The sequence below is a fragment of the Acidovorax sp. ACV01 genome (assembly GCF_014851495.1).
Classification (GTDB): domain Bacteria; phylum Pseudomonadota; class Gammaproteobacteria; order Burkholderiales; family Burkholderiaceae_C; genus Acidovorax; species Acidovorax radicis.
Map to the genome: position 1 here is coordinate 777,870 of NZ_JACUZT010000003.1, position 22,611 is coordinate 800,480.

Sequence of the window (22,611 nt, forward strand, 5' to 3'; positions counted from 1 at the left end):
ATGCAAGCACTGCACCGCAGAACCCTTCTGAGCTGGCTGGCGGCGTCGTCTTGCGGTGCGGCTGCACCTGCCGTGGCGCAATCGGCCTTTCCTTCACGCCCCCTGCGCATCGTGGTGCCCAACGCCGCTGGTGGCGCGGCCGACATCACGGCACGCACCGTGGGCCAGAAGATTGCTGGCCCGTTGGGGCAAAGCGTGGTCATCGAGAACAAGCCCAGCGCGGGTGGCGTGGTGGCAGGTGACCTGGTGGCGCGTGCCGAGCCCGATGGCCACACGCTGCTGTTGGTCAGCAGCGGCACGGCCGTCAGTGCAGCGCTTTTCAAAGCCTTGCCGTTCGACACCCTCAAGGACTTTGCCCCAGTCTCGCTGCTGGCCACGTTCGACCTGGCCGTAGTGGTCAAGGAGGGCGGGCGCTTTGCCACCCTGGCCGAGCTGTTGGCCTACGCCCGCGCCCACCCTGGCAAGCTCAACATTGGCACCCCGCAGATCGGCACCACGCAGAACCTGGCCGCCGAGCTGTTCAAGGTGACGGCGGGCATCGACGCGCAGGTGGTGCCCTTCAACGGTACGCCTCCCGTCATCACCGCGGTGCGCGGTGGCGAGATCGACGTGATGATCGACATCCTGGGCGGCCTCATGCCGCAAATCGGCGCCAAGGCCTTGCGGCCATTGGCTGTGATGGGCGCCCAGCGTGCCGCTCAGCTGCCCGATGTGCCCACGGTGCGCGAAAGCGGTGGGCCGTTGGCCAGCTTCAACGTCACGTCGTGGAACGGCCTGGCAGTGCCCGCCAAAACACCCGCTGCCGTGGTGGAGCGTCTCTCGCGCGAGGTGCAGGCCGCGCTGGCCCAGCCCGATGTGAAAAAGCGCCTGCTGGAGCTGAATCTCAACGCCCAGGGCAGCACCCCCGCGCAGCTGGGCGAACACCTGGCTGCTGATGTGCGCCGCTGGAGCGACGTGATCGCACGGGCCAAGATCGCGCGGCAGTGAGTACCACCGCTGCACGCCTGCGGTGCCAGCGGTGGTGCGGAGGCTTAAAGGGACATTGAATGAACATCACACACATCGGCCTCGTGGGCTATGGCGAGGTGGGCAAGATCTTCAGTGCGGGCTTGCGCGTTCAGCCCGGCGTGGCCTCCGTCGCCGCCTGGGACCTGAATCTGGCCGACGCTGCGCACCGCGACGCATTGCAGCAGCACGCCGCGCAGGGCGGTGTCGTGGCGGTGGATTCGATGCAGGCACTTTGCACACGCTGCGACTGCGTCATCTCGGCCGTCACCGCGTCGAACACACTCGCTGTGGCGCTGGAGGCGGCGCAGCACATCCGCCCCGGCACTGTGTTTCTGGACCTCAACTCGGCATCGCCCGGCACCAAGCAGCAAGCCGCTGCGTTCATCGAGGCGCGGGGTGCGCACTATGTCGAGGCGGGCGTGATGACCTCGGTGCCCCCCTACGGCATCCGCGTGCCTATGCTGCTCGGTGGACCCCAGGCCGAAGCACTGGCCTCCGTGCTGGTGGGTTGGGGTCTGGACGCCAAGCCGGTGAGTGAGCAGCTGGGCGTGGCCAGCGCCATCAAGATGTGCCGCAGCATCATGATCAAGGGGCTGGAGGCGCTGGTGATCGAGAGCTACGCCACGGCCCGCCACTACGGCGTGGAAGACCATGTGCTGCCCACCCTGGCCGAGACCTTCCCGTCCATCGACTGGCACGAACAGGGGCGCTACTTCTTCAGCCGCGTGGTGCAACACGGCCAGCGCCGCGCCGAAGAGATGCGTGAGTCCGCACACACCGTGCAGGAGGCAGGCATGCAGCCGCTGATGGCGTCGGCCATAGCGGCCAAGCAGCAGTGGGTGGCTGATCTCGCGCGCGAAGGCGTCTTTCAAGGCCTGCCCAAGGAGGCGCGCTGGCAGGACTATGCGGATCGTCTCTCGGAGAGTTTGCCCAAAGCCCCCGACAGACCCTGATCCTGATAGCTCCCCCAGCCTGTGAAACTGGCGTTGCCTCAAAGCGAGGGGCGCCAAGCAAGTGTCGCCCCGCAGCAAGGGCGCCGTCCCCCGTGGGGGGAGGCGCGCAGCGTCTCAGGGGGGAGACCTGTACAACGCTTGCAACGTGGAGCGGATCAGCTCCGCCATGGCCTGCTGCGTCAGTGTGGCTGGGCGTTGCGAACTCACCGCCATAAAGAGCTTGCTGCGCAGGCGGGTGTTGTCTTCTCCATCGGCATCGCTGCCCGCGCCGTGGATGGGCCGGGTGCTGAACACCTCGGGCTTGCCCGACGTGGTGACCGCATTCATGGGCAGCACGGCACAGCCAGCACCGTCGGCCACCAGGTCCAGAATGGCGGCCACGCCGTCGATCTCCAGGCTGATCTGCGGGCGCTTGCCCCGTGCCGCCAGTTCGGATTCCACCAGCATGCGGATCGAGTTGGGGCGCGTGGGGATCACCAGCGGAAAGCGGGGCAGCTCGTCCAGCGGCAGTGGCACGCGGGCCAAGGCGTCTGCCTCTGCCTCGCTTTGGCCCCCGGTGCGGCGTTGAACCAGAAACAGATCCTCCTCCAGGAGCGCCGTGGTCTCGATCCCGGGCGCGGGCGTGGTGTTGTAGAGCAGCGCAATGTCGAGCAAGCCCGTGGTCAGCGACTCACGCATGGCTACCGACAGCCCTTCGCTGATGGCCAGCGCGGCGTCGGGCATCTTCACGCGGAAGGCGCGGGTCAGCGGCACGGTCAGCACCTTGGCAATGCTGGGCGGCAGGCCAATGGCCACGCGCCCGGCCAGCGCGCCGCGCACGCGGCCCAGCTCCTCGCGGGCGCGCTCCACCTGGTGCAGGATGCCGCGCCCGTGCTCCAGCAGCAGCTTGCCCGCCTCGGTGGGCGTGGCGCCCCGGCCGTTGCGCACCAGCAGGTTCTGGCGCAGCTCCACCTCCAGCAGGCGCACCTGGCGGCTCAGTGCGGGCTGGGCAATGTCCAGCACCACCGACGCGCGGGTAAAGCTGCCCAGCTCGGCCACCCGCACAAAGTATTCGATCTGCTTGAGGTCCATGGCAAGGTTCTCTGTTAGGGCCTGTTCACACTATTTTTGCCAGATGCGTTGCGAAGCAAACGGGCCAGGCGCTAGGCGCCAAACGAAGCTGGGGTGCGGCCCCAGCGAGGATTGGCAACACAGCGGATGGCCCGTTTGCATCGCAACCCGAAGGGAAGGCAACCCCAGCCACGCCACTCGTCGTTGCGTTCCTAGCCAAGGCTCCGGCCTTGGCGTCGTCACGCGTCTAGATTGGCGTGGCTGGGGCTGCCTTCGCACTGGCAAAAATAGTGTGAACAGGCCAAAATTGCAATAGCTGTGGGTCAACGATCACGGAATGATATATCTGGTAGTGCCGGTGTCGCCTTCATGTTTTGGCCGCCGCTGCCCACAATCGGCGGCATGTATACAACTGCACGCACCGCCTGGGCCACCCGCAACCCGGCAGGAGACACAGCATGACCCCGCCCGTGATTCGCGGCATTTCCTCCATGGCCACGCGCCAGGTGCTGGCCGACCTAGTGACCGGTTTTGCACAGCAGTCGGGCACGCAGGCCGCCATCGAATCGGTGGGTGGTGTGGACGCGGCCAAGCGTGTGGCGGCTGGTGAAACCTTCGACGTGGTCATCCTCGCCTCCGACGCCATCGACAAGCTCCTCGCTGGGGGCCACCTGCTGCCCGGCAGCAAGGTGGATTGGGTGCACTCTGGCGTGGCCGTGGCCGTGCCAGAGGGCGCACCACTGCCCGACCTCAGCACCGAAGACGCCGTGCGACAGGCCGTGCTGGCCGCGCGCAGCATCAGCCTGTCCACCGGCCCCAGCGGCGTGGCGCTGGCCAAGCTGTTCGAGCGCTGGGGCATTGCCGACCAGATCGCCCCCCGCATGGTGCAGGCGCCCCCCGGCGTGCCCGTGGGCTCGCTGGTTGCGAAGGGCGAGGTGGCGCTGGGCTTTCAGCAACTGAGCGAGCTGCTGCATGTGCAGGGCATCCAGATCGTGGGCCCGCTGCCGCCCGCCATCCAGATCACCACCACGTTTTCAGCGGGCATCGGCGCGCAGTCGCAACAGGTCGATGCCGCGCGTGCGCTGCTGGCCTACCTGGCGTCGCCCGCCGCCGCAGAGGCAAAACGCCAGCAGGGCATGACCCCTGCCTGACCGATCACAAGAACACATTCCAGGAGCACCCAAAAATGAGCCTCATCATCGACTGCCACGGCCACTACACCACGGCCCCCAAGGCGCTGGAGAACTGGCGCAATGCGCAGATCGCCGGCATCAAGGACCCTGCCCAGATGCCCAAGGTGGCAGACCTGCAGATCAGCGACGACGAGCTGCGCGAGTCCATCGAGACCAACCAGCTCAAGCTGATGAAGGAGCGCGGCAGCGACATCACGCTGTTCAGCCCACGCGCCAGCTTCATGGCGCACCACATCGGCGACTTCAATGTGTCCAGCACCTGGGCCGCCATCTGCAACGAGCTGTGCCATCGCGTCTCCACCCTGTTCCCCGACCACTTCGTGCCCGTGGCCATGCTGCCGCAGTCGCCCGGTGTCGATCCGGCCACCTGCATCCCCGAGCTGGAAAAGTGCGTGCACGAATACGGCGCCGTGGGCATCAACCTGAACCCCGACCCCTCGGGCGGCCACTGGACCAGCCCCCCGCTGACCGACAAGCACTGGTACCCCATCTACGAAAAGATGGTGGAGTACGACCTGCCCGCCATGATCCACGTGAGCACCAGTTGCAACGCGTGTTTTCACACCACCGGCGCGCACTACCTGAACGCCGACACCACGGCCTTCATGCAGCTGATCCAGGGCGATTTGTTCAAGGACTTCCCCACGCTCAAGTTCCTGATCCCGCACGGCGGCGGCGCGGTGCCCTACCACTGGGGCCGTTTCCGCGGCCTGGCGCAAGAGATGAAGAAGCCGCTGCTGGACGACCATGTGATGAACAACGTGTTCTTCGACACCTGCGTGTACCACCAGCCCGGCATCGACCTGCTCAACACCGTGATCCCGGTGAAGAACGTGTTGTTCGCCAGCGAAATGATCGGCGCCGTGCGCGGCATTGACCCGACCACCGGCAACTACTACGACGACACCAAGCGCTACATCGAGGCGTCCAAGATCCTGAGTGGCGACGACAAGCACCGGATCTACGAAGGCAATGTGCGCCGCGTGTTCTCCCGACTCGATTCACGCCTGAAGGCGAAGGGGCTCTGACATGTTTGAACTTGGCGTTGTCTATCGCAATATCACCCGCGCCGATCGCGCAGCCGCCGACGGACTGGCCGCCCTGGGCTCGGCCACCGTGCACGAGGCCATGGGCCGCGTGGGTCTGCTCAAGCCCTATATGCGCCCTATCTACGGCGGCCAGCAGGTCAGCGGCACGGCCGTCACCGTGCTGCTGCAGCCCGGCGACAACTGGATGATGCACGTGGCGGCCGAGCAGATCCAGCCCGGCGACATCGTGGTGGCCGCAGTCACCTCCGAATGCACCGACGGCTACTTCGGCGACCTGCTGGCCACCAGCTTCCAGGCCCGTGGCGCCCGTGCGCTCATCATCGACGCCGGTGTGCGCGACGTGAAGACGCTGCAGGAAATGAACTTCCCCGTGTGGAGCCGCGCCATCAGCAGCAAGGGCACCATCAAGGCGACGCTGGGCTCGGTGAACATCCCGGTGGTGTGCGCCGGTGCGCTGGTCACGCCGGGTGATGTGATCGTCGCCGACGACGACGGCGTGGTGTGTGTGCCCGCCGCCCGCGCCGCAGAGACGCTCGCCGCCGCCCAAAAGCGCGAAAGCTTTGAAGGCGAGAAACGGGCCAAGCTGGCCAGCGGCGTGCTGGGCCTCGATATGTACAACATGCGCCCCGGCCTGGAGAAGGCGGGCCTCAGGTACATCGATTGAACGATAAATTCAAGTGTTTTTGGCCTCTGGCGCTTACCTATAAAGCGCTGGTAGCTATATTTAGCATAGCAAAGTAGTCGACCATGTCTGAATTCACCAAAACCCCTGGCTGGCTGGACTGGTACGCCGGCCCCAGCAAGCCCCGCTTTCAGGTGCCAGCAGGCGCCGTGGATGCCCACTGCCACGTGTTCGGCCCTGGCGCGGAGTTTCCCTACGCGCCCGAGCGCAAATACACGCCCTGCGACGCGAGCAAACACCAGCTGTATGCGCTGCGCGACCACCTGGGCTTCGCGCGCAACGTGGTCGTGCAGGCCACCTGCCACGGTGCGGACAACCGCGCGATGGTCGATGCGCTGGTGCACTCCGGCGGCAAGGCGCGCGGCGTGGCCACCGTCAAGCGCTCGGTCACCGATGATGAATTGCAGGCCATGCACGACGCTGGTGTGCGCGGGGTGCGTTTCAACTTCGTCAAGCGCCTGGTGGACTTCACGCCCAAGGACGAGCTGATGGAGATTGCCGCGCGCATCCACCAACTCGGCTGGCATGTGGTGATCTACTTCGAGGCGGTGGACCTGCCCGAGCTGTGGGACTTCTTCACCGCGTTGCCCACCACCGTGGTCGTGGACCACATGGGTCGCCCCGATGTGAACAAGCCGGTGGATGGACCGGAGTTCGAGCTGTTCCTGAAGTTCATGCGCCAGCACCCCAACGTGTGGAGCAAGGTGAGCTGCCCCGAGCGCCTGAGCGTGACCGGCCCCAAGGCCTTGAACGGCGAGCAGAACGCCTACACCGACGTGATTCCCTTCGCCCGCAAGGTGGTCGAGGAGTTCCCCGACCGTGTGCTCTGGGGCACCGACTGGCCGCACCCCAACCTCAAGGACCACATGCCCGACGACGGCCTGCTGGTGGACTTCATCCCGCACATCGCAACGACACCGGAGTTGCAAAAGAAGCTGCTGGTGGACAACCCCATGCGCCTGTACTGGCCCGAAGAAGTCACCGTGGAGGACTGACACCATGTCTCTCGATAAACCCTACCTCGACGTGCCCGGCACGACCATCTTTGATGCGGAGCAAAGCCGCAAAGGCTACTGGCTCAACCAGTTCTGTATGAGCCTCATGAAGGCCGAGAACCGCGTCCGCTTCAAGGCCAACGAGCGTGCCTACCTGGACGAGTGGGCCATGACCGAAGAGCAAAAACAGGCCGTACTCGCGCGCGACCTCAACTGGTGCATTCGTCTGGGCGGCAACATCTACTTTCTGGCCAAGATCGGCTCCACCGACGGCAAGAGCTTTCAGCAGATGGCGGGCAGCATGACCGGCATGACCGAAGAGGAATACCGCAACATGATGATCAACGGCGGCCGCTCGGCCAACGGCAACCGCGTGATCGGTGAAGACGGCGACGCCCAGGCGCACCGCCAACCGCAAGGCAGCGCGGGCAAGAAAGGAATTTGACAATGGCCAGAATCACCGCCTCCGTGTTCACATCGCACGTGCCTGCCATTGGCGCGGCCATGGACCTGGGAAAGACCCACGAGGACTACTGGAAACCCGTGTTCGCGGGCTACGACTTCGGCAAGCAGTGGATCAAGGACCACAAGCCCGACGTGATCTTTCTGGTCTACAACGACCATGCCACGGCCTTCAGCCTGGACCTCATCCCCACGTTCGCCATCGGCACCGCCGCCGACTACGAAGTGGCCGACGAGGGTTTTGGCCCGCGCCCCGTGCCCAAGGTCATGGGCCATCCCGACCTGGCAGCGCACATTGCCCAGTCGGTCATCCAGCAGGACTTTGACCTCACCATCGTCAACAAGATGGCGGTGGACCACGGCCTCACCGTGCCCCTGTCGCTGATGTTTGGCGAGCAAGACCCGGTCAAGGGTGCCTGGCCCTGCCCGGTGATTCCGTTCGCGGTCAACGTGGTGCAGTACCCCGTGCCCAGCGGCCGCCGCTGCTACAACCTGGGCCAGGCGATCCGCAAGGCCGTGGAGAGCTACGACGAAGACCTCAACGTGCACATCTGGGGCACGGGTGGCATGAGCCACCAGCTGCAGGGCCCGCGTGCCGGGCTCATCAACAAAGAGTTTGACAACGCCTTCCTCGACAAGCTCATCAATGACCCCGAGGCCGCCGCGAGCATCCCGCACATCGACTACGTGCGCGAAGCGGGCAGCGAGGGCATCGAACTCGTGATGTGGCTCATCGCGCGCGGTGCCATGGCCGACGTGGCCGGGGGCAAGCCGCCCAAGCTGGCGCACCGCTTCTACCACGTGCCCGCGTCCAACACTGCCGTGGGCCATTTGATTCTTGAGAACACGTAAAAGGACACACACCATGACCATCAAAGTCGCACTCGCGGGCGCTGGCGCCTTCGGCATCAAACACCTGGACGGCATCAAGAACATCGACGGCGTGGAAGTCGTCTCGCTGATCAGCCGCGATCTGGAGAAAACGAAGGAAGTGGCCGCCAAGTACGGCATCGGCCACGTGACCACCGAGCTGGCCGACGCGCTGGCATTGCCCGAGGTGGATGCCGTCATCCTGTGCACCCCCACGCAGATGCACGCCGAGCAGACCATCGCCTGCCTGAAGGCTGGCAAACATGTGCAGGTCGAGATCCCGCTGGCCGACAGCCTCAAGGGCGCTGAAGAGGTTGTAGCCCTGCAAAAGCAAACCGGCCTGGTAGCGATGTGCGGCCACACCCGCCGCTTCAACCCCAGCCACCAGTACGTGCACCACCAGATCCAGAAGGGCGAGTTCAACATCCAGCAGATGGATGTGCAGACCTACTTCTTTCGCCGCACCAATACCAACGCGCTGGGCCAGGCCCGCAGCTGGACGGACCACCTGCTGTGGCACCACGCCGCCCACACCGTGGACCTGTTCGCCTACCAGGCGGGCAGCCCCATCGTGCAGGCCAACGCCATCCAGGGCCCCATCCATCCCACGCTGGGCATTGCGATGGACATGAGCATCCAGCTCAAGGCCGCCAACGGCGCCATCTGCACGCTCTCCTTGAGCTTCAACAACGATGGTCCGCTGGGCACGTACTTCCGTTACATCGGCGACACCGCCACGTACCTCGCCCGTTATGACGACCTGTTCAACGGCAAGGACGAGAAGATCGATGTGAGCAAGGTGGACGTGTCGATGAACGGCATCGAGCTGCAAGACCGCGAGTTCTTCGCCGCTATCAAGGAAGGCCGTGAGCCGAATGCCAGCGTGGGCCGGGTGTTGGCTTGCTACCAGGTGCTGCACCAGTTGGAGCAGCAGCTGAATGTGGTCTGATTTCTAAGAAAATAGGGCTCTAGCGCTTGTCTATCAAGCGCTAGATGCTATCAAATCAGTAGTCTTGATTTGCCGGAGAGTCTTTTGCCGGGATCGGCGATGCGTGCGTGGAGAGGGCGTCTTCCGCTCCAGCGGTCCCGTCCGCAAGCTGCGGCCTTGGCACGCTTTATCGGATGGGTGGGGCATAAAATGCGCCTCAACGCCGTGGTGCTGCCCGCTCTTTCGGGCCACAAAATGTGCCCCATGCGTCCAGGGCGCATGTCTGCTTGACGTTGCCCAGCAGTTCGCTCAACCCTCCAGGCCTTTTCATATGCCCGCAACCGAAATTACAGTGACCTCCGCTGGCAAAGTGGCGGGCATGGACATGCTGATTCCCACGGGGCAAGAAGGTGCGCACTTCGCGCATATCCAGGACTGGCTCACTGCCAAACTCCAGACGAAGAAGGCCGTGCGGGACGTGAGCACGCAGGTGCTGGTCAAAGGTATCAAGCAGTGGGCGGCCTTCGAGGAAAAGTCGGGTTCCAAAAAGGTCCTGACTGTTTTCAAAATCACCTAGTTTTCATCCAGATTCAATCGGGTCAGCCCGTCTCCCTGTGGACGAGCTGGCTGCCGTTTTCAGCGGTTCCACGGTCGTTGCGCCGAAGGATCTAGAGGTGGTGAATGCCATGCGAACAGGGGCAGGCCTCGCCACAGACATTGGTCACAATGCTCCCGCATGACCTCCGCCACTTTCTTCGCTACCCCCGAAGCCTTCCGCCATTGGCTGCAAGCGCACGCGGCGAATGGCCGTGAACTGCTCGTAGGCTTCCACAAAGTCGGCTCCGGCCAGCCGTGCATGACATGGTCCGAGTCGGTGGACGAAGCCCTGTGTTTTGGCTGGATCGACGGTGTGCGGCGGCGCATTGATGAGCACACGTATTCGATCCGCTTCACTCCGCGCAAGCCGTCGTCCATCTGGAGCGCGGTGAACATTGCCAAGATGGAGCAACTGCAGGCCGCTGGCCGCATGACCCCTGCGGGGCTGCAGGCTTTTGCGCACCGCAAGGCCGGCAAGTCTGCGATTTATTCGCACGAGCAGGCGGCGCCCGCCGAGCTGCCTGCCGCGCAGCTGCGGGAGTTCCGGCGGCACAAGAAGGCGTGGCAGTTTTTTGAGGCCACGCCGCCGGGCTACAAAAAGACCCTGCTGCACTGGGTGACCTCCGCCAAGCGGCCTGAAACGCGGGATTCCCGATTCGCCCAGCTGCTGGCGGCCTGTGTGGCGGGCGAGCGGGTGGATCTGTGGGCCAAGCGTTCGGCTGCAGTGCAGTCGTCATAGAGCGTCATCACCGCCATGCCAACAACACCTTCACCAGTACCGGGCCCCGCCACCATTGCCGAGTACATCGCAGCGGCCCCAGCGGCGGGCCAGCCGCTGCTGCGCGCGCTTTACGGGGTCTTGAAGCGCGCTGCGCCGCAGGCCCAGGAGGTCATCAAGTGGAACACGCCGTTTTTCATCGAGCCGCGTTTTGTCTATGCCTTCTCCGCGCACAAGGCGCACGCCAGTTTTGCGCCGCCTGTTGCAGCGCTGGCGCATTTTCGAGAGGCGCTGCAGGCGCTCAAAACCACCAAGGGCACCATCGTGCTGCCGTATGACCACCCCTTGCCAGAGGGCCTGATTCGGCAGATAGCGGAATACAGCGTGCAGCGCGTGCGGGAGCGCCGCAGCGATGGGTTCTGGGAGTAGCCAACCTGGCTGCGCAGGCAGTCGGTGTTGACGTAAGCTCGCGCCATGCAACAAAGAAACCTTGGACCCTTCAACGTCTCGGCCATCGGGCTGGGCTGCATGAACCTCTCGCACGCCTATGGCGCGCCGGTGTCTGCCGAGCAGGGCGAGCGTGTGCTGCTGGCCGCGCTGGACGCGGGCGTGACGCTGTTCGACACGGCGACGCTGTACGGCTTTGGCGCCAACGAAACGCTGGTGGGCCGCGTGATGAAAAGCCACCGCAGCCGCTTCACGCTGGCCAGCAAATGTGGCATGCAGGGCGTGGATGTGAAGGGTGATGGCAAGCTGGTGCGCGTGATCGATGGGCGGCCCGATACGCTGCGCAAGACCTGCGAAGACAGCCTGCGCCGACTGCAGACCGATGTGATCGACCTGTACTACCTGCACCGCTGGGACAAGAGCGTGCCGGTTGAAGAAAGCGTCGGCGCGTTGGGCGAGCTGGTGCGGCGCGGGCACATTCGCACAGTGGGGCTGAGCGAGGTGTCCGCTGCCACGCTGCGCCGCGCGCATGCCGAGTTCCCGATCACGGCGGTGCAGACCGAATATTCGCTGTGGACGCGCAACCCAGAGATCGCCGTGCTGGACGCCTGCCGCGCGCTGGGGGTGGCCTTTGTGGCCTTCAGCCCGGTGGCGCGCGGTTTCTTGTGTGGTGGCTTGACCGATGTGTCCACGCTTGACGCCAAGGACATCCGCCGCGCCATGCCGCGTTTTGCGCCCGAGGCCTATGCGGCCAACCTGAGGCTGCTCGATGGCTACCAGGCGATTGCGCGCGAGGTGGGCTGCACGCCTGCCCAGCTGGCGCTGGCGTGGTTGCTGCATCGGGGCGAGCACATCATCCCCATCCCCGGCACCACGAGCGTGGAGCATCTGCTGGATGACATGGGCGCGGCCGGCGTGCCGCTCGATGCTGTGGTGATCGCGCGGCTTGATGCGCTGATCAATGAGCGCACGGTGGTGGGTGAGCGCTACAACGCGCAGAGCGCGAGTGAGGTGGATACCGAGACGTTCGAAAGCCGTCCGGTGTAACGCCGCTGGTGACCACCAGCCTGCCCGCAGCCCCCCACCCGCCCAGCCGGCGCAACAGCCCACATTCGGCCACCCCCGGGCCATTCAGCCGTACAAGAAAAAAATGTCTCTGCGCTCCATCCTCTCGACATTCGGACGCAAGCCTTCTTCGGTGCGGTCGAGCACGCCGTCGGTTCACGTTACCTCCCGCTGCAAGCTGCACGGCCATCCCGATTTCCAGATTCGCGTCTCGAGCAGCGCCGTGCCGCCTGAAGACATCTCCTTCCTGCTGCAGTTCTTTGAGCAACGGGTCGCACAAGGCGAGAAGTTCCGCAGCGGCGAGAGCCTGCAGGTCGGCTGGATGTTCACGATGCTGGAAGAGGGGCCTGCTGGGTTTCTGCGAGTGCTGGAGCCCGACATGAAGGTGGTGCCCGTGAAGTTTGTCGATTCGGTCGACAGCACGCTGATGCAGCTGCGTAATCAGAAAGATGTTGTCGGGAGCCTCTACCCACCCGTCGAGCCGGACTTTCCGTCGCTCCGGCAAAGCGTTGTCGTGAACGTGAACTACAAAGAGGCCAGCCGCATCCTGCTCACCCGAAACGAGGCCGTCAACGCTGTGGATTCCGGCTGGTGGCTCTCGGACCTTGACGACGAAGCGAGCCTTGAAGATCCGACGCGCTTTGTCAAGACCTCCCTCTACCAGCTGGGCGTCCACCGCCCGGACCTGATCCAGTTCTTTGCTGTGCCGGTGGGATTGCAAGTTGCCGTGGATGGCGCACGGATCAGTGTGCTAGGGCCCGTAGAGGAGGTAAGGCAGATTCCGGGGTCGTACCTCAGCGAGCTGAACAAGGTTCGGCAACGCGCAATCTCAGCAGGTCAAGCTTCTGAGGGCTAATGTCAGGCCTGGGCGCAAAGAGCCTGCGCCCGTATCAAGAAGCGGACTGCCACATTCGGCGATCACAAAATACTTCGAAGTGAGAAAAGCAGATGGCCCGCATCTCCACATCGGTTCGACGGCGCTTGGAGCGTGGCATGCGTCGGCAAGAAAATATTCTTCGCAATCCTTCCTATGGAGGGAGGCCCCGTCTTTATCGCTTTGATGCGTCACTGCGGATTGTCGGCGTCGGTGCGCATCACGACGCCATTTCGTTGAGGACGGGACTCCTGCCCGCACGTTCTATTCGAAAGGGTGAGCGGCGAGTGGGGCAAAGACTTTGGACGCAGGATGTGTGGTTGTTGGATTCGCCCTTGGGGGGAGATGCTTCCTTGGATGAGCACCTTGAATGGCTTTGGAACGCCATCGCTCCGCACAGAGATTACTTTCGAGAGATCATTTCCCAGTCACCAAGTGCTGACATCGTGCTTGGGTGCTTTTCCGAAAGTCCATATCCTTACTTGACGGTGAAAAACGATCCGTTGCACCTCCTGATGGAGTTGGATTTTGGTGTCTCGTTTAACTTCACCTGCGTGTAGGCAGGGAGGCGGGCACTGGAGCCAAGCGTTCAACAACAGCAATGTATGAAAAGACAAAGCCCTGGAACATCACTGCTCCAGGGCTTTCCTGTTCGGTACGCTGGCGGAATCTCGCGATTCCGCCACACCACGCCTCAGCTATTGGGCGAGAGGCGAGTGCTGAATGGCTCAACGACCGCGCAAATTCCCCTTGTCATCCGCAATCACGATCTCCACGCGGCGGTTCATCGCGCGGCCTTCGGGTGAGGCGTTGTCGGCCACGGGGTGGGCCTTGCCATAGCCGCGTGCGGTGATGCGGCTGCTGTCCACGCCGCGTTGCACCAGCGCGTCGCGTACGGCCTGGGCGCGGCGGTCTGACAGGTCCTGGTTGTAGCTGTCGCTACCCACGCTGTCGGTGTAGCCCTCGATCAGCAATTTGCGATCCGGAAACTGCTTGAGGAAGTTGGCCAGCTTGTCCAGGCGCGGACCTGCCTGGGCCGACAGCTCGGCCTTGTTGAAGGCAAACAGCACATCGCCCAGGGTGACCAGCAGGCCGCGTTCGGTTTGCTGGGCTTCCAGTTCGCGCAGTTGCGCTTCCAGTGCACGCACGCGGTCTTGTGCGGCGTTGGCCTGGGCCATGGCGGCTGTGGCCTGGGCTTGCTGCTGGGCGGCGCGTTGCTCGGCGCTCATTGCCTGCTGCTGGGCTTGCTGGGCGCGCAAGCGGGCGGCATCCGCCTCCTGGGTGCGGGCTTGCAGGCGGATGCGGTCGGCTTCGCTGCCTGCTTGCTGGATGCTGGCATCAAGCTGGCGGGCGCGGGCCGCGTTGGTGGCGATCTCGGCGCGTTGGCGGGCCAAGTAGGCCAGATGGTTGGTCTCGGAGGTATCGCGGTCATCGGCCCACACGCGGTCGGCCTTGGCGAGCGCGTCGGTGGCTTGCTTGAGTTCGAGCTGCGCGTACTGATTGACGGCCGGGTCCCCGGCGGCGGTGCTTACTGCGGTGCGGGCCTCTTCCAGCGCGGGTGATGGGGTGGTGCTTGCGCATGCGGCCAGCAGGCCAACGGCAATCAGGCTGGTGCACAGGGCGGTAGTGCGGTGAAAAAAGGGATGCATGGTCAGGTGTTCCTTGAAATGGGGGGGAGGGCAATCGCGGGGCCCCAACGGCGTTTTGGCGTGGGGCGAAGCCAGGCCGGGCGCAAGGGCCCAAATCTTTAGCGGGGCGATCGGCGGTTGATTTCTTCCTGCAGCGCGCGGATGCCGTCTTGCACCTGCGCCAGGTTGGCGGCATTGCTGGCGGCGTCGGCGCGGGTCTCGGCCACGCGAGCGTCCACTTCTGCTTCGGCAGCCAGGCGGCGCGCGGCGACATAGTCCTTCTCTGCCATGGCTTTCTCTGCCTGGATAAGCTTTTCGCGCGCTTGTTGCAACTGAACCGGTGCGCTGGTGGCAACGGCAGGTGCTGCGCCCACACGGTTGACGGTGGTGCGGGTGACAGCCATCTGCTCAGTGGGCGCAGGAGTGGAGGAACAGGCGGCGAGGGCGCCCAGTGCGAGGGCCGCGGTGGCGGTACGGATCAGTGCGGATGAATGCATGGTGTTGTGGACTCCTCTGGAGGTTGTGGGATGTGCCGCACCGACGTATCGGGCGGGCAACCAGGGGTGTTCTGGTGTTGATGCATTGTTGGGGTCCGCACGGCACAGGGGCGTAGGCCCGGCCTCTGTATTGCTGTGGGGCATGTCTTACGAACACTTGCAAATGATGTTCAAACCATTGGCGCAGCCGGCCTTGCCCGCCTGCCTGCGGGAACTCTGCCTTTCCCAGGGTCTCGATCCATGACAGCGCGCGTCCGTTGCGCTTCGGGGCAGGTGTTTCGTCACCCTGTGCCTCCGTGGCCGACCCTGTATCGGCCCCATGTCCACTGATCCCGTCCCGGCACCACGAAGAGGAGAGCCCCCACATGCAGCCAACCACCTTTCTGACATGGGTCCAGGAGACCACCTTTGCCGGCGTGCCCTTGTGGAGCCTGCTCATCGCCTTGGCGGCGACAGCGGCCACCTATGCCGCCATCCTGGTGCTTTTGCACCTGCTGACCCGCCGCGCCAAGGTGTGGGCCACGCAGTCGCACAGCGGCATGGCCCTGACGGTGGTGGATGTGCTGGAGGGCACCAGCCGCACGCTGATGCTGGTAGTGGCTCTGCTGGTGGGCGCCAGCCTGCTGGACCTGCCTGGCCGCTGGGAGAGCCGCCTGAGCCAGCTGTGGTTTGTGGCCGTGGCTTTGCAGATGGGCCTGTGGGGCCTGCGCGCGATTGGCATTGGCGTGCGCCGCTATGTGGAGCGGCACTCGTCCAGTGGCATGACGCAGGTCAGTGCATCGGCCACGCTGATGTCCTGGGGGCTGCGCACGCTGCTGTGGAGCGTGGTCCTGCTGGCCATTCTGTCCAACGTGGGCGTGAACATCACAGCCTTCATCGCCAGCCTGGGCGTGGGCGGCATTGCGGTGGCGCTGGCGGTGCAGAACATCCTGGGCGACCTGTTTGCGTCACTTGCCATCGCGGTGGACAAGCCGTTCGAGGTGGGTGACTTCATCGTGGTGGGCGGCGTTTCGGGCACGGTGCAGGTGATTGGTCTCAAGACCACGCGCATCCGCAGCCTGCAGGGTGAGCAGATCGTGATGTCCAACACCGACCTGCTCAAGCAGACCATCAGCAACTTTCGCATGCTGGAGAGGCGGCGCATTGTGTTCACGTTTGGCGTGGCCTACGACACCACACCGGAGCAGGCCGAGGCCATTCCGGGCGTTGTGCGCAAGCTCATCGATGCCCAGCCGCAGCTGCGTTTTGACCGCGCGCATTTCAAGGCGTTTGGCGCCAGCTCGTTCGACTACGAAGTCGTCTACACCGTGGAAGACCCGGCCTTCAACCTCTACATGGACCTGCAGCAGTCCATCAACCTGGGGCTGCTGCGCGAGTTCAAGGCCATGGGGGTGGCGTTTGCAGTTCCCACGAGCACGGTGCACATTGCCAGTGCACCCGGGCAAGCGCAGGGGCCTGCGCCACTGGTGGCGGCATCCGCAGCGGCGGCTGTTGGTGGTGCCCGTTGAATGCCAGGCGTTCCCTACACTCCAGGCGCGGACGGCGGGCAAAAAAAAGCCGGTGGCCTTTGCAGGCGACCGGCTTGAACAGGGTAGTTGCTACTAGCGCTTCTTCATCTTCAAAGGAAATACTGACCAAGACCCGCACAAACAGGGATGAATCCGCCGTTGCGTTCTGAGGACAAGCATGGCGCCTGATCCCCTTTTGCGCAAGTCGTACTTACTTGGATACCACGCGCACCATTTCCAGGCACTTGTTCGAGTAGCCCCATTCGTTGTCGTACCAGCTCACGACCTTCACGAAGGTGCCGTCCAGGGCAATGCCGGCGTCGGCATCAAAGATCGACGTGCGGGTGTCACCGCGGAAGTCGGTGGCCACCACCTTGTCTTCGGTGTAGCCCAGCACGCCCTTCAGGGCGCCTTCGGACTGGGCCTTCATCTCGGCCTTGATTTCTTCGTAGGTGGCGGCCTTTTCCAGCTCCACCGTCAAGTCCACCACCGACACGTCAGAGGTGGGCACGCGGAAAGACATGCCGGTCAGCTTCTTGTTCAGCGCAGGGATCACCACGCCCACGGCCTTGGCAGCGCCGGTGCTCGAAGGGATGATGTTCTCCAGGATGCCGCGGCCGCCGCGCCAGTCCTTGTTGGACGGGCCGTCCACCGTCTTTTGTGTGGCAGTCGCTGCATGCACGGTGGTCATCAGGCCACGCTTGATGCCCCACTTGTCGTTGAGCACCTTGGCCACGGGGGCCAGGCAGTTGGTGGTGCACGAGGCGTTGGACACGATGGCCTGGCCAGCGTAGGTGTCGTGGTTCACACCGAACACGAACATGGGCGTGTCGTCCTTGGACGGAGCCGACAGGATGACCTTCTTGGCGCCCGCATCGATGTGCTTTTGCGCGCTGACCTTGTCCAGGAACAGGCCGGTGGATTCGATCACCACGTCGGCGCCGACTTCGTTCCACTTCAGGTTGGCAGGGTCGCGCTCTTGCGTCAGGCGGATCTTCTTGCCGTTGACGACCAGGGTGTTGCCCTCCACCGAGACTTCGCCCTTGAAGCGGCCGTGCACCGAGTCGTACTGCAGCATGTACGCGAGGTACTCCGGCTCCAGCAGGTCGTTGATGCCCACAACTTCGATGTCGCTGAAGTTCTGGATGGCCGAGCGCAGCACGTTGCGGCCGATGCGGCCGAAACCGTTGATACCAATCTTGATCGTCATAGCTTGTAGTCTCTCCAAGGTTGCAAAGTCGAAATCAGGAATCTGCCGTGGCGCGCCCGCTGCAGTGGGCGCGCAGCGGGCGGGAGGAGTCTCAGTGGGCCTTGGCCTTGCTGGCCTTCTTGGCGGGCTTCAGGCGTGCGGCGCCGATGGCGACCAGCACTGCATCGGCGACGTTCTCTTCGGTGAAGCCGAAGTGCTTGAACAGCACGGGTGCAGGGGCCGACTCGCCGTAGGTGTCGATGCCCACCACAGCAGCGCAGCCGTATTTCCACCAGCCGTCCGTCACGCCCATTTCCACAGCCACGCGGGGCACGCCAGCGGGCAGCACGCTGCTCTTGTACTTGGCGTCTTCGCGGTCGAAGGTGGTGGTGCTGGGCATGGAGACCACACGCACGGCGATCTTCTTGTCGGCCAGCAGGCGCTGGGCCTTCAGGGCCAGCTGCACTTCGGAGCCCGTGGCGATGATCACTGCCACGGCCTTCTTCTTGATGCCAACGTCAGCGGGTTCGGAGAGCACGTAGGCGCCGCGCGAGATGTCGCCCAGGTCGCGCTTGGGCGCGTAGGGCAGGTTCTGGCGCGACAGCAGCAGGGCGGTGGGCTTGTTGCGGTTGGACAGGGCCACGCTCCAGGCCACGGCGGTTTCGGCCGTGTCACCGGGGCGCCACACATCGAGGTTGGGGATCAGGCGCAGGCTGGCGGCGTGCTCGATGGACTGGTGGGTGGGGCCGTCTTCGCCCAGTCCGATGGAGTCGTGCGTGAACACGTGGATCACGCGTTGCTTCATCAGCGCGGCCATGCGGATGGCGTTGCGGCTGTAGTCGCTGAAGGTCAGGAAAGTGCCGCCGTAGGGGATGAAACCGCCGTGCAGCGCGATGCCATTCATGATGGCGGCCATGCCGAATTCGCGCACGCCGTAGTTGATGTGACGGCCACCGATCTTCTTGCCGCCTTCGACCTCGGTCTGCACCACGTGGCCTTGCATGTCAAAGCGCAGGTTGGGCGTGCTCTTGGTGTTAGTGAGGTTGGAGCCCGTCAGGTCGGCGCTGCCGCCCAGCAGTTCGGGCAGCGCGGCGGTGAAGGCTTCCAGCGCCAGCTGGCTGGCCTTGCGGCTGGCCACGGTTTCGCCCTTGGTGTGGGCTGCGACCACGGTGTCCACGGCCACTTGCGCGAAGTTGGCGGGCAGGTTGCCCTCCATGCGGCGCGTGAGTTCAGCGGCCAGTTCAGGGAAGGCCTTGCTGTAGGCCGCAAAACGTTCGTTCCAGGCGGCTTCTGCACTCTGGCCCTTGGCCTTGGCGTCCCAGCCGGCGTACACGTCTTCGGGGATCACAAAAGGCTCGCTGGCCCAGCCCAGGGCGTCGCGGGTGAGCTTGATTTCCTCGGCGCCCAGCGGCTCGCCGTGGGCCTTGGCCGTGTTCACGCGGTTCGGGCTGCCCTTGCCGATGTGCGTCTTGCACACGATGAGGGTGGGGCGCTCGGTCTGCTTCTTGGCCTCGATGATGGCCTCGGCCACCTTGTCGGCGTCATGGCCGTCGATGGGGCCAATCACGTTCCAGCCGCTGGCCACAAAACGCAGGGGGGTGTTGTCGGCAAACCAGGGGGCGACCTGGCCGTCGATGCTGATGCCGTTGTCGTCGTACAGGGCGATCAGCTTGTTGAGCTTCCAGGCGCCGGCCAGCGACACGGCTTCGTGGCTGATGCCTTCCATCAGGCAGCCGTCGCCCAGGAACGCGTAGGTGTGGTGGTCCACCACGGCATGGCCTTCGCGGTTGAACTCCGAGGCCAGCAGCTTTTCAGCCAGTGCAAAGCCCACGGCGTTGGTGATGCCCTGGCCCAGCGGGCCGGTGGTGGTTTCCACGCCCGCGGTGTAGCCCACTTCGGGGTGGCCGGGCGTCTTGCTGTGCAGCTGGCGGAAGTTCTTGAGCTCGCCGATCGGCAGGTCGTAACCCGTGAGGTGCAGTAGTGCATACAGCAGCATGGAGCCATGGCCGTTGGAGAGCACAAACCGGTCGCGGTCAAACCACTGGGGGTTGGTGGGGTTGTGCTTGAGGTGGCGGCTCCACAGCGCCACGGCCATGTCGGCCATGCCCATGGGGGCGCCGGGGTGGCCGGAGTTGGCTTGTTGAACGGCGTCCATGGCCAATGCGCGGATCGCATTTGCCATCTGTTGGGATTGCTGGGTGTTGGCCATGGGGGGAGGGTTCAAGAGGGGTGGTGCAGGGGAAACCCGGTATTTTACCGGGGCGCGCTGCACTCACCCCGCGTGTCTTCGCCCGGGCTGCTCCAAGTTGGCTTCTGGAACGCTGTACGCCGCCCCTGGGTTTGGGGCGTGGCGCGCCAGATGGGGCGCCGCCCACCGCACTTCATGGCTGCGGGGTTGACGCTGGATACAGGTACGGTACAGCGGCTCCGTGCGGCTCTTCAGGGGACCTGCACAAACACTGGCGCAGACAGCGGGCCTTCGTTGCCTGCCGCGTCCAGCATGCTGACCTGGTAACCCCGATGACCACGCGGAACGGCGGTGTCTGTGAAGGTGATTCCGGTGACGGTGGCGATCAGCACGCCGTCTCTGTAGACCCGATAGCCTGCAGCCCCGGACGCGATGAACGCCTGCTTGACCGCCTGCATCTGCGGATTGCTGCTGGATTGCGGCAAATACCCGTAGTTGATGGTCCACACCAGGGTGCCGCCCAAGCCTTGCTCACGCACCCACTGGCCTTTGGCAGCGATGGAGCGCTCGTCTTCGAAGCTCAGATAGGTCACTGGCGTGTTGGGGCCGCGATTCCATGGCGGGGAGTAGGTGATATAGCCCTGTTTTGCCACGTCATCCCAATGGTAGGTGGCGCCCGTCCGGCCGAAGGCGTTGTCTTGAACCAGGCGCTGGTAGTTGTTTTCCCAATCGCCATTGTTCATCCAGCCTTGCATGCCATTCAAGCTCTGGCGCGGTCCGGTGACAGGCTTGTTGTAGTAGGCGCCATACAAACCGATGCCGATGCCCAGCTTGGAGCGTGGCACGCCTGCGTCAAGGTAGGCCTGGACTGTCGATTGGATCGACGTTGGATACAGTTCGCCTGCTCCGAACAAAGGGGAGTGGTGCCATGACAGCCAGCCCCAGTCGCCCGCCATGCTGTAAGTCATCAAATTGAAGCGATCGACTGCGGCGGCCACTTCGACATGCCAGGGCGTGATGTCGGACTGGTTCTGGTTGACCCAGAACCCAGGCCAGCTCAGTTCCAGCGGCGCGTTGGGTGCCTGGTATCGGGCCCTTTGCGCGGATGCGACGCGCAATTCACGCAGAAGTGCCAGGGCCTGGGCGCGTGCGGGGGCCGTGTCCAGGTTTTCTTCCCAGTCGATGTCCACGCCGTCGTAGTTTTTCTGTACGGCCTTGTCCAGAATGTTCTGGATGAAACGTGCACGAACCGTGGGGTCGGCGGTGGCGGCCAGAAATCCGGGGCCGTCACTATCGCCCCCTACCATCATCACCGCCTTGACGCCCGCAGCATGGGCCTTGGCGATCAGCGCATTCTCCACCTCTGGCGAGTGCCCTCCGCCCGCTCCTTCGAGCAGATCACCCGCCCGGCCGCCTGGGAGGGACCCGAGCGCTGGTGCGTAGCGTCCGAAAACGAAGTGTGTCATCGTGCCCATGTCCACGGCTTCGGGCGGATAGGTCTCCCAGAACCAACCTGCGTAGTAGCCGTTGACCCATTTGCCGCTGCGGGCCACCGGGTCCCAAGCCAGGCCCACCCCGCGGGCGGAAACTGTCGCACTTACCCCACTGACCGGGGGAAGCGGGTTGCTGGCCTCTACCGCAACCTGCGCGGAGGCAGTGGAGCTCTTGCCGGCGCTGTCGGTACAGGTCAGGGTGTAGGCGGTGTTTGTGGTGGGGCCTACCAGTTCGCTGCCTTCGGTGGCGCGCGGGCCACTCCATCCGCCCGACGCTGCGCAGCCCGCTGCGTTGCTCACCTGCCAAGCCAGTCGCGCGCTCTGGCCTGAGGTAATGCGGGGCGGCGTGGCCGTCAAGCTGATCGTGACGGGCGGTGGTGGCGTCTTGCGCACCGTGACGGTGGTGGATGCGCTGGCCGTGGCACCACCGGCCGCATTGCGGCAACTCAGACCATAGGTGGTGGTGGCGGCAGGCCGTACGGTGGCACCGCCGTTGGGGGCCTGTTCGCCGGTCCAGCCGCCGCTGGCGGCGCATGCGACGGTGTTTTCGGTGGTCCATGTCAGGATGCTGCTGCCCCCCATATCAATGGTTTCTGGCTGGGCCGTGAATGCGCCGATGCGTGGGGGTTCTGGCGGGGGCGGGGGCGTTGTGGTGGGCGTCAACCCCTCAATGAAGAGCTGCGCCAGCCCTTCGCCTCCGGCCTCAAAATACTCCATGCGCACGGTGTGAGGGCCCTCCGTCAATCGCATGGATGCGGTGTCCATCGCGATGCTGTGCCGAGCCCAGTGGTTGATGACCCGTTTCCCATCGACGAACAGGCGCACTCCGTCGTCTGTGAAGGTGGTGAACTTGGCGGCTCCAGCGGCGAACGGCAGGCTCGCCGTCCAGCGGGCTGAGAACGCGTCCACCGGCAGGCGCGCGTCGGGGCTGTTGGTCATCCAGTAGTAGTCGATGGGGCCCTTTTCGCACCGGGTCAGCACGGCGGCCCCGGACAGGCTGGTGTTGGGGAAGTATTCCGCCAGCCACTGGCCGGGCGCGCAATCGAGCGCAAGCGCCTGGGTGCTCGCCAGGAGCAGACCGGCTGCTATGGCACGCACCCGAGGTGCGAAGTGTGGTCTGGCTGCAGCGTCGTTTGGCATGGTTGTCCTGTTGTCTGGGTGCGTGAAATATGTGGAGACATCGCCGCGACAGTGGCTCGCATCCGTCGAGGAATAAA

At 64.4% G+C, this 22,611-nt stretch carries 22 protein-coding genes; 16 read left to right on the top strand and 6 right to left on the bottom strand.

Going from position 1 to position 22,611, the window contains the following annotated elements; genetic code table 11:
* Window positions 1-987 carry a tripartite tricarboxylate transporter substrate binding protein gene (locus tag IB243_RS12255; protein WP_192427271.1) on the top strand — a complete coding sequence of 329 codons (987 nt, stop codon included), beginning with the start codon at window positions 1-3 and terminating at the stop codon, window positions 985-987.
* Between the two features lie 59 nt (window positions 988-1,046).
* Complete coding sequence (locus IB243_RS12260) at window positions 1,047-1,961, top strand: NAD(P)-dependent oxidoreductase (RefSeq protein WP_192427273.1); 915 nt, start codon at window positions 1,047-1,049, stop codon at window positions 1,959-1,961.
* 114 nt (window positions 1,962-2,075) lie between these two features.
* Here IB243_RS12260 and IB243_RS12265 read toward each other — a convergent pair whose 3' ends face one another.
* The gene (locus IB243_RS12265; protein WP_192427275.1) at window positions 2,076-3,032 is read right to left on the bottom strand and encodes a LysR substrate-binding domain-containing protein; all 957 of its coding nucleotides are present in this window, start codon (window positions 3,030-3,032) and stop codon (window positions 2,076-2,078) included.
* A gap of 437 nt (window positions 3,033-3,469) precedes the next feature.
* Between IB243_RS12265 and IB243_RS12270 the strand changes: the two genes are divergently transcribed.
* The 13 genes from IB243_RS12270 to IB243_RS12330 all read left to right on the top strand — a co-directional run bounded on the left by IB243_RS12270 (window position 3,470) and on the right by IB243_RS12330 (window position 13,451).
* Window positions 3,470-4,162 carry a substrate-binding domain-containing protein gene (locus IB243_RS12270; RefSeq protein WP_192427277.1) on the top strand — a complete coding sequence of 231 codons (693 nt, stop codon included), beginning with the start codon at window positions 3,470-3,472 and terminating at the stop codon, window positions 4,160-4,162.
* 35 nt (window positions 4,163-4,197) lie between these two features.
* The gene (locus tag IB243_RS12275) at window positions 4,198-5,232 is read left to right on the top strand and encodes an amidohydrolase family protein (protein ID WP_192427295.1); all 1,035 of its coding nucleotides are present in this window, start codon (window positions 4,198-4,200) and stop codon (window positions 5,230-5,232) included.
* Between the two features lies 1 nt (window position 5,233).
* Window positions 5,234-5,917 (top strand): 4-carboxy-4-hydroxy-2-oxoadipate aldolase/oxaloacetate decarboxylase, encoded by a 684-nt coding sequence (gene ligK, locus IB243_RS12280; protein WP_010464349.1) that lies wholly within the window; start codon window positions 5,234-5,236, stop codon window positions 5,915-5,917.
* Window positions 5,918-6,000: 83 nt separating this feature from the next.
* On the top strand, window positions 6,001-6,930 hold the full coding sequence (locus tag IB243_RS12285) for an amidohydrolase family protein (protein WP_192427297.1): 930 nt from the start codon (window positions 6,001-6,003) through the stop codon (window positions 6,928-6,930).
* Window positions 6,931-6,934: 4 nt separating this feature from the next.
* A complete protein-coding gene (gene ligA / locus IB243_RS12290) occupies window positions 6,935-7,375 on the top strand; it encodes a protocatechuate 4,5-dioxygenase subunit alpha (protein WP_010464344.1) in 441 nt (146 codons plus the stop codon).
* A 2-nt stretch (window positions 7,376-7,377) separates the two neighbouring features.
* The gene (locus IB243_RS12295) at window positions 7,378-8,244 is read left to right on the top strand and encodes a class III extradiol dioxygenase subunit beta (protein WP_192427299.1); all 867 of its coding nucleotides are present in this window, start codon (window positions 7,378-7,380) and stop codon (window positions 8,242-8,244) included.
* A gap of 13 nt (window positions 8,245-8,257) precedes the next feature.
* Entirely contained in the window at window positions 8,258-9,211 is a 954-nt protein-coding gene (locus tag IB243_RS12300) for a Gfo/Idh/MocA family oxidoreductase (RefSeq protein ID WP_192427301.1), read from the top strand.
* 310 nt (window positions 9,212-9,521) lie between these two features.
* Window positions 9,522-9,767 carry a hypothetical protein gene (locus IB243_RS12305; RefSeq protein ID WP_010464339.1) on the top strand — a complete coding sequence of 82 codons (246 nt, stop codon included), beginning with the start codon at window positions 9,522-9,524 and terminating at the stop codon, window positions 9,765-9,767.
* Window positions 9,768-9,926: 159 nt separating this feature from the next.
* The gene (locus IB243_RS12310) at window positions 9,927-10,526 is read left to right on the top strand and encodes a YdeI family protein (protein WP_192427303.1); all 600 of its coding nucleotides are present in this window, start codon (window positions 9,927-9,929) and stop codon (window positions 10,524-10,526) included.
* A gap of 15 nt (window positions 10,527-10,541) precedes the next feature.
* Window positions 10,542-10,934 (top strand): iron chaperone, encoded by a 393-nt coding sequence (locus IB243_RS12315; RefSeq protein ID WP_192427305.1) that lies wholly within the window; start codon window positions 10,542-10,544, stop codon window positions 10,932-10,934.
* Window positions 10,935-10,979: 45 nt separating this feature from the next.
* Window positions 10,980-11,999, top strand: a complete 1,020-nt coding sequence (locus tag IB243_RS12320) for an aldo/keto reductase (RefSeq protein ID WP_192427307.1) — start codon at window positions 10,980-10,982, stop codon at window positions 11,997-11,999.
* A gap of 103 nt (window positions 12,000-12,102) precedes the next feature.
* Window positions 12,103-12,873 (top strand): hypothetical protein, encoded by a 771-nt coding sequence (locus IB243_RS12325; protein WP_192427309.1) that lies wholly within the window; start codon window positions 12,103-12,105, stop codon window positions 12,871-12,873.
* A 92-nt stretch (window positions 12,874-12,965) separates the two neighbouring features.
* Window positions 12,966-13,451 (top strand): DUF4279 domain-containing protein, encoded by a 486-nt coding sequence (locus tag IB243_RS12330; RefSeq protein ID WP_192427311.1) that lies wholly within the window; start codon window positions 12,966-12,968, stop codon window positions 13,449-13,451.
* A 168-nt stretch (window positions 13,452-13,619) separates the two neighbouring features.
* On the opposite strand, the gene IB243_RS12335 is transcribed toward IB243_RS12330, so the two are convergent.
* Together IB243_RS12335 and IB243_RS12340 are read right to left on the bottom strand one after the other, a co-directional pair.
* Complete coding sequence (locus tag IB243_RS12335) at window positions 13,620-14,540, bottom strand: OmpA family protein (protein WP_192427313.1); 921 nt, start codon at window positions 14,538-14,540, stop codon at window positions 13,620-13,622.
* 98 nt (window positions 14,541-14,638) lie between these two features.
* Complete coding sequence (locus IB243_RS12340) at window positions 14,639-15,016, bottom strand: DUF4398 domain-containing protein (protein ID WP_192427315.1); 378 nt, start codon at window positions 15,014-15,016, stop codon at window positions 14,639-14,641.
* 365 nt (window positions 15,017-15,381) lie between these two features.
* Between IB243_RS12340 and IB243_RS12345 the strand changes: the two genes are divergently transcribed.
* Window positions 15,382-16,524, top strand: a complete 1,143-nt coding sequence (locus tag IB243_RS12345; RefSeq protein ID WP_192427317.1) for a mechanosensitive ion channel family protein — start codon at window positions 15,382-15,384, stop codon at window positions 16,522-16,524.
* A gap of 211 nt (window positions 16,525-16,735) precedes the next feature.
* On the opposite strand, the gene gap is transcribed toward IB243_RS12345, so the two are convergent.
* The 3 genes from gap to IB243_RS12360 all read right to left on the bottom strand — a co-directional run bounded on the left by gap (window position 16,736) and on the right by IB243_RS12360 (window position 22,534).
* On the bottom strand, window positions 16,736-17,734 hold the full coding sequence (gene gap, locus IB243_RS12350) for a type I glyceraldehyde-3-phosphate dehydrogenase (protein WP_057227358.1): 999 nt from the start codon (window positions 17,732-17,734) through the stop codon (window positions 16,736-16,738).
* Window positions 17,735-17,825: 91 nt separating this feature from the next.
* Complete coding sequence (gene tkt / locus IB243_RS12355) at window positions 17,826-19,922, bottom strand: transketolase (protein ID WP_192427318.1); 2,097 nt, start codon at window positions 19,920-19,922, stop codon at window positions 17,826-17,828.
* A 230-nt stretch (window positions 19,923-20,152) separates the two neighbouring features.
* On the bottom strand, window positions 20,153-22,534 hold the full coding sequence (locus IB243_RS12360) for a glycosyl hydrolase family 18 protein (protein WP_225584904.1): 2,382 nt from the start codon (window positions 22,532-22,534) through the stop codon (window positions 20,153-20,155).
* Window positions 22,535-22,611: the final 77 nt, after the last annotated feature.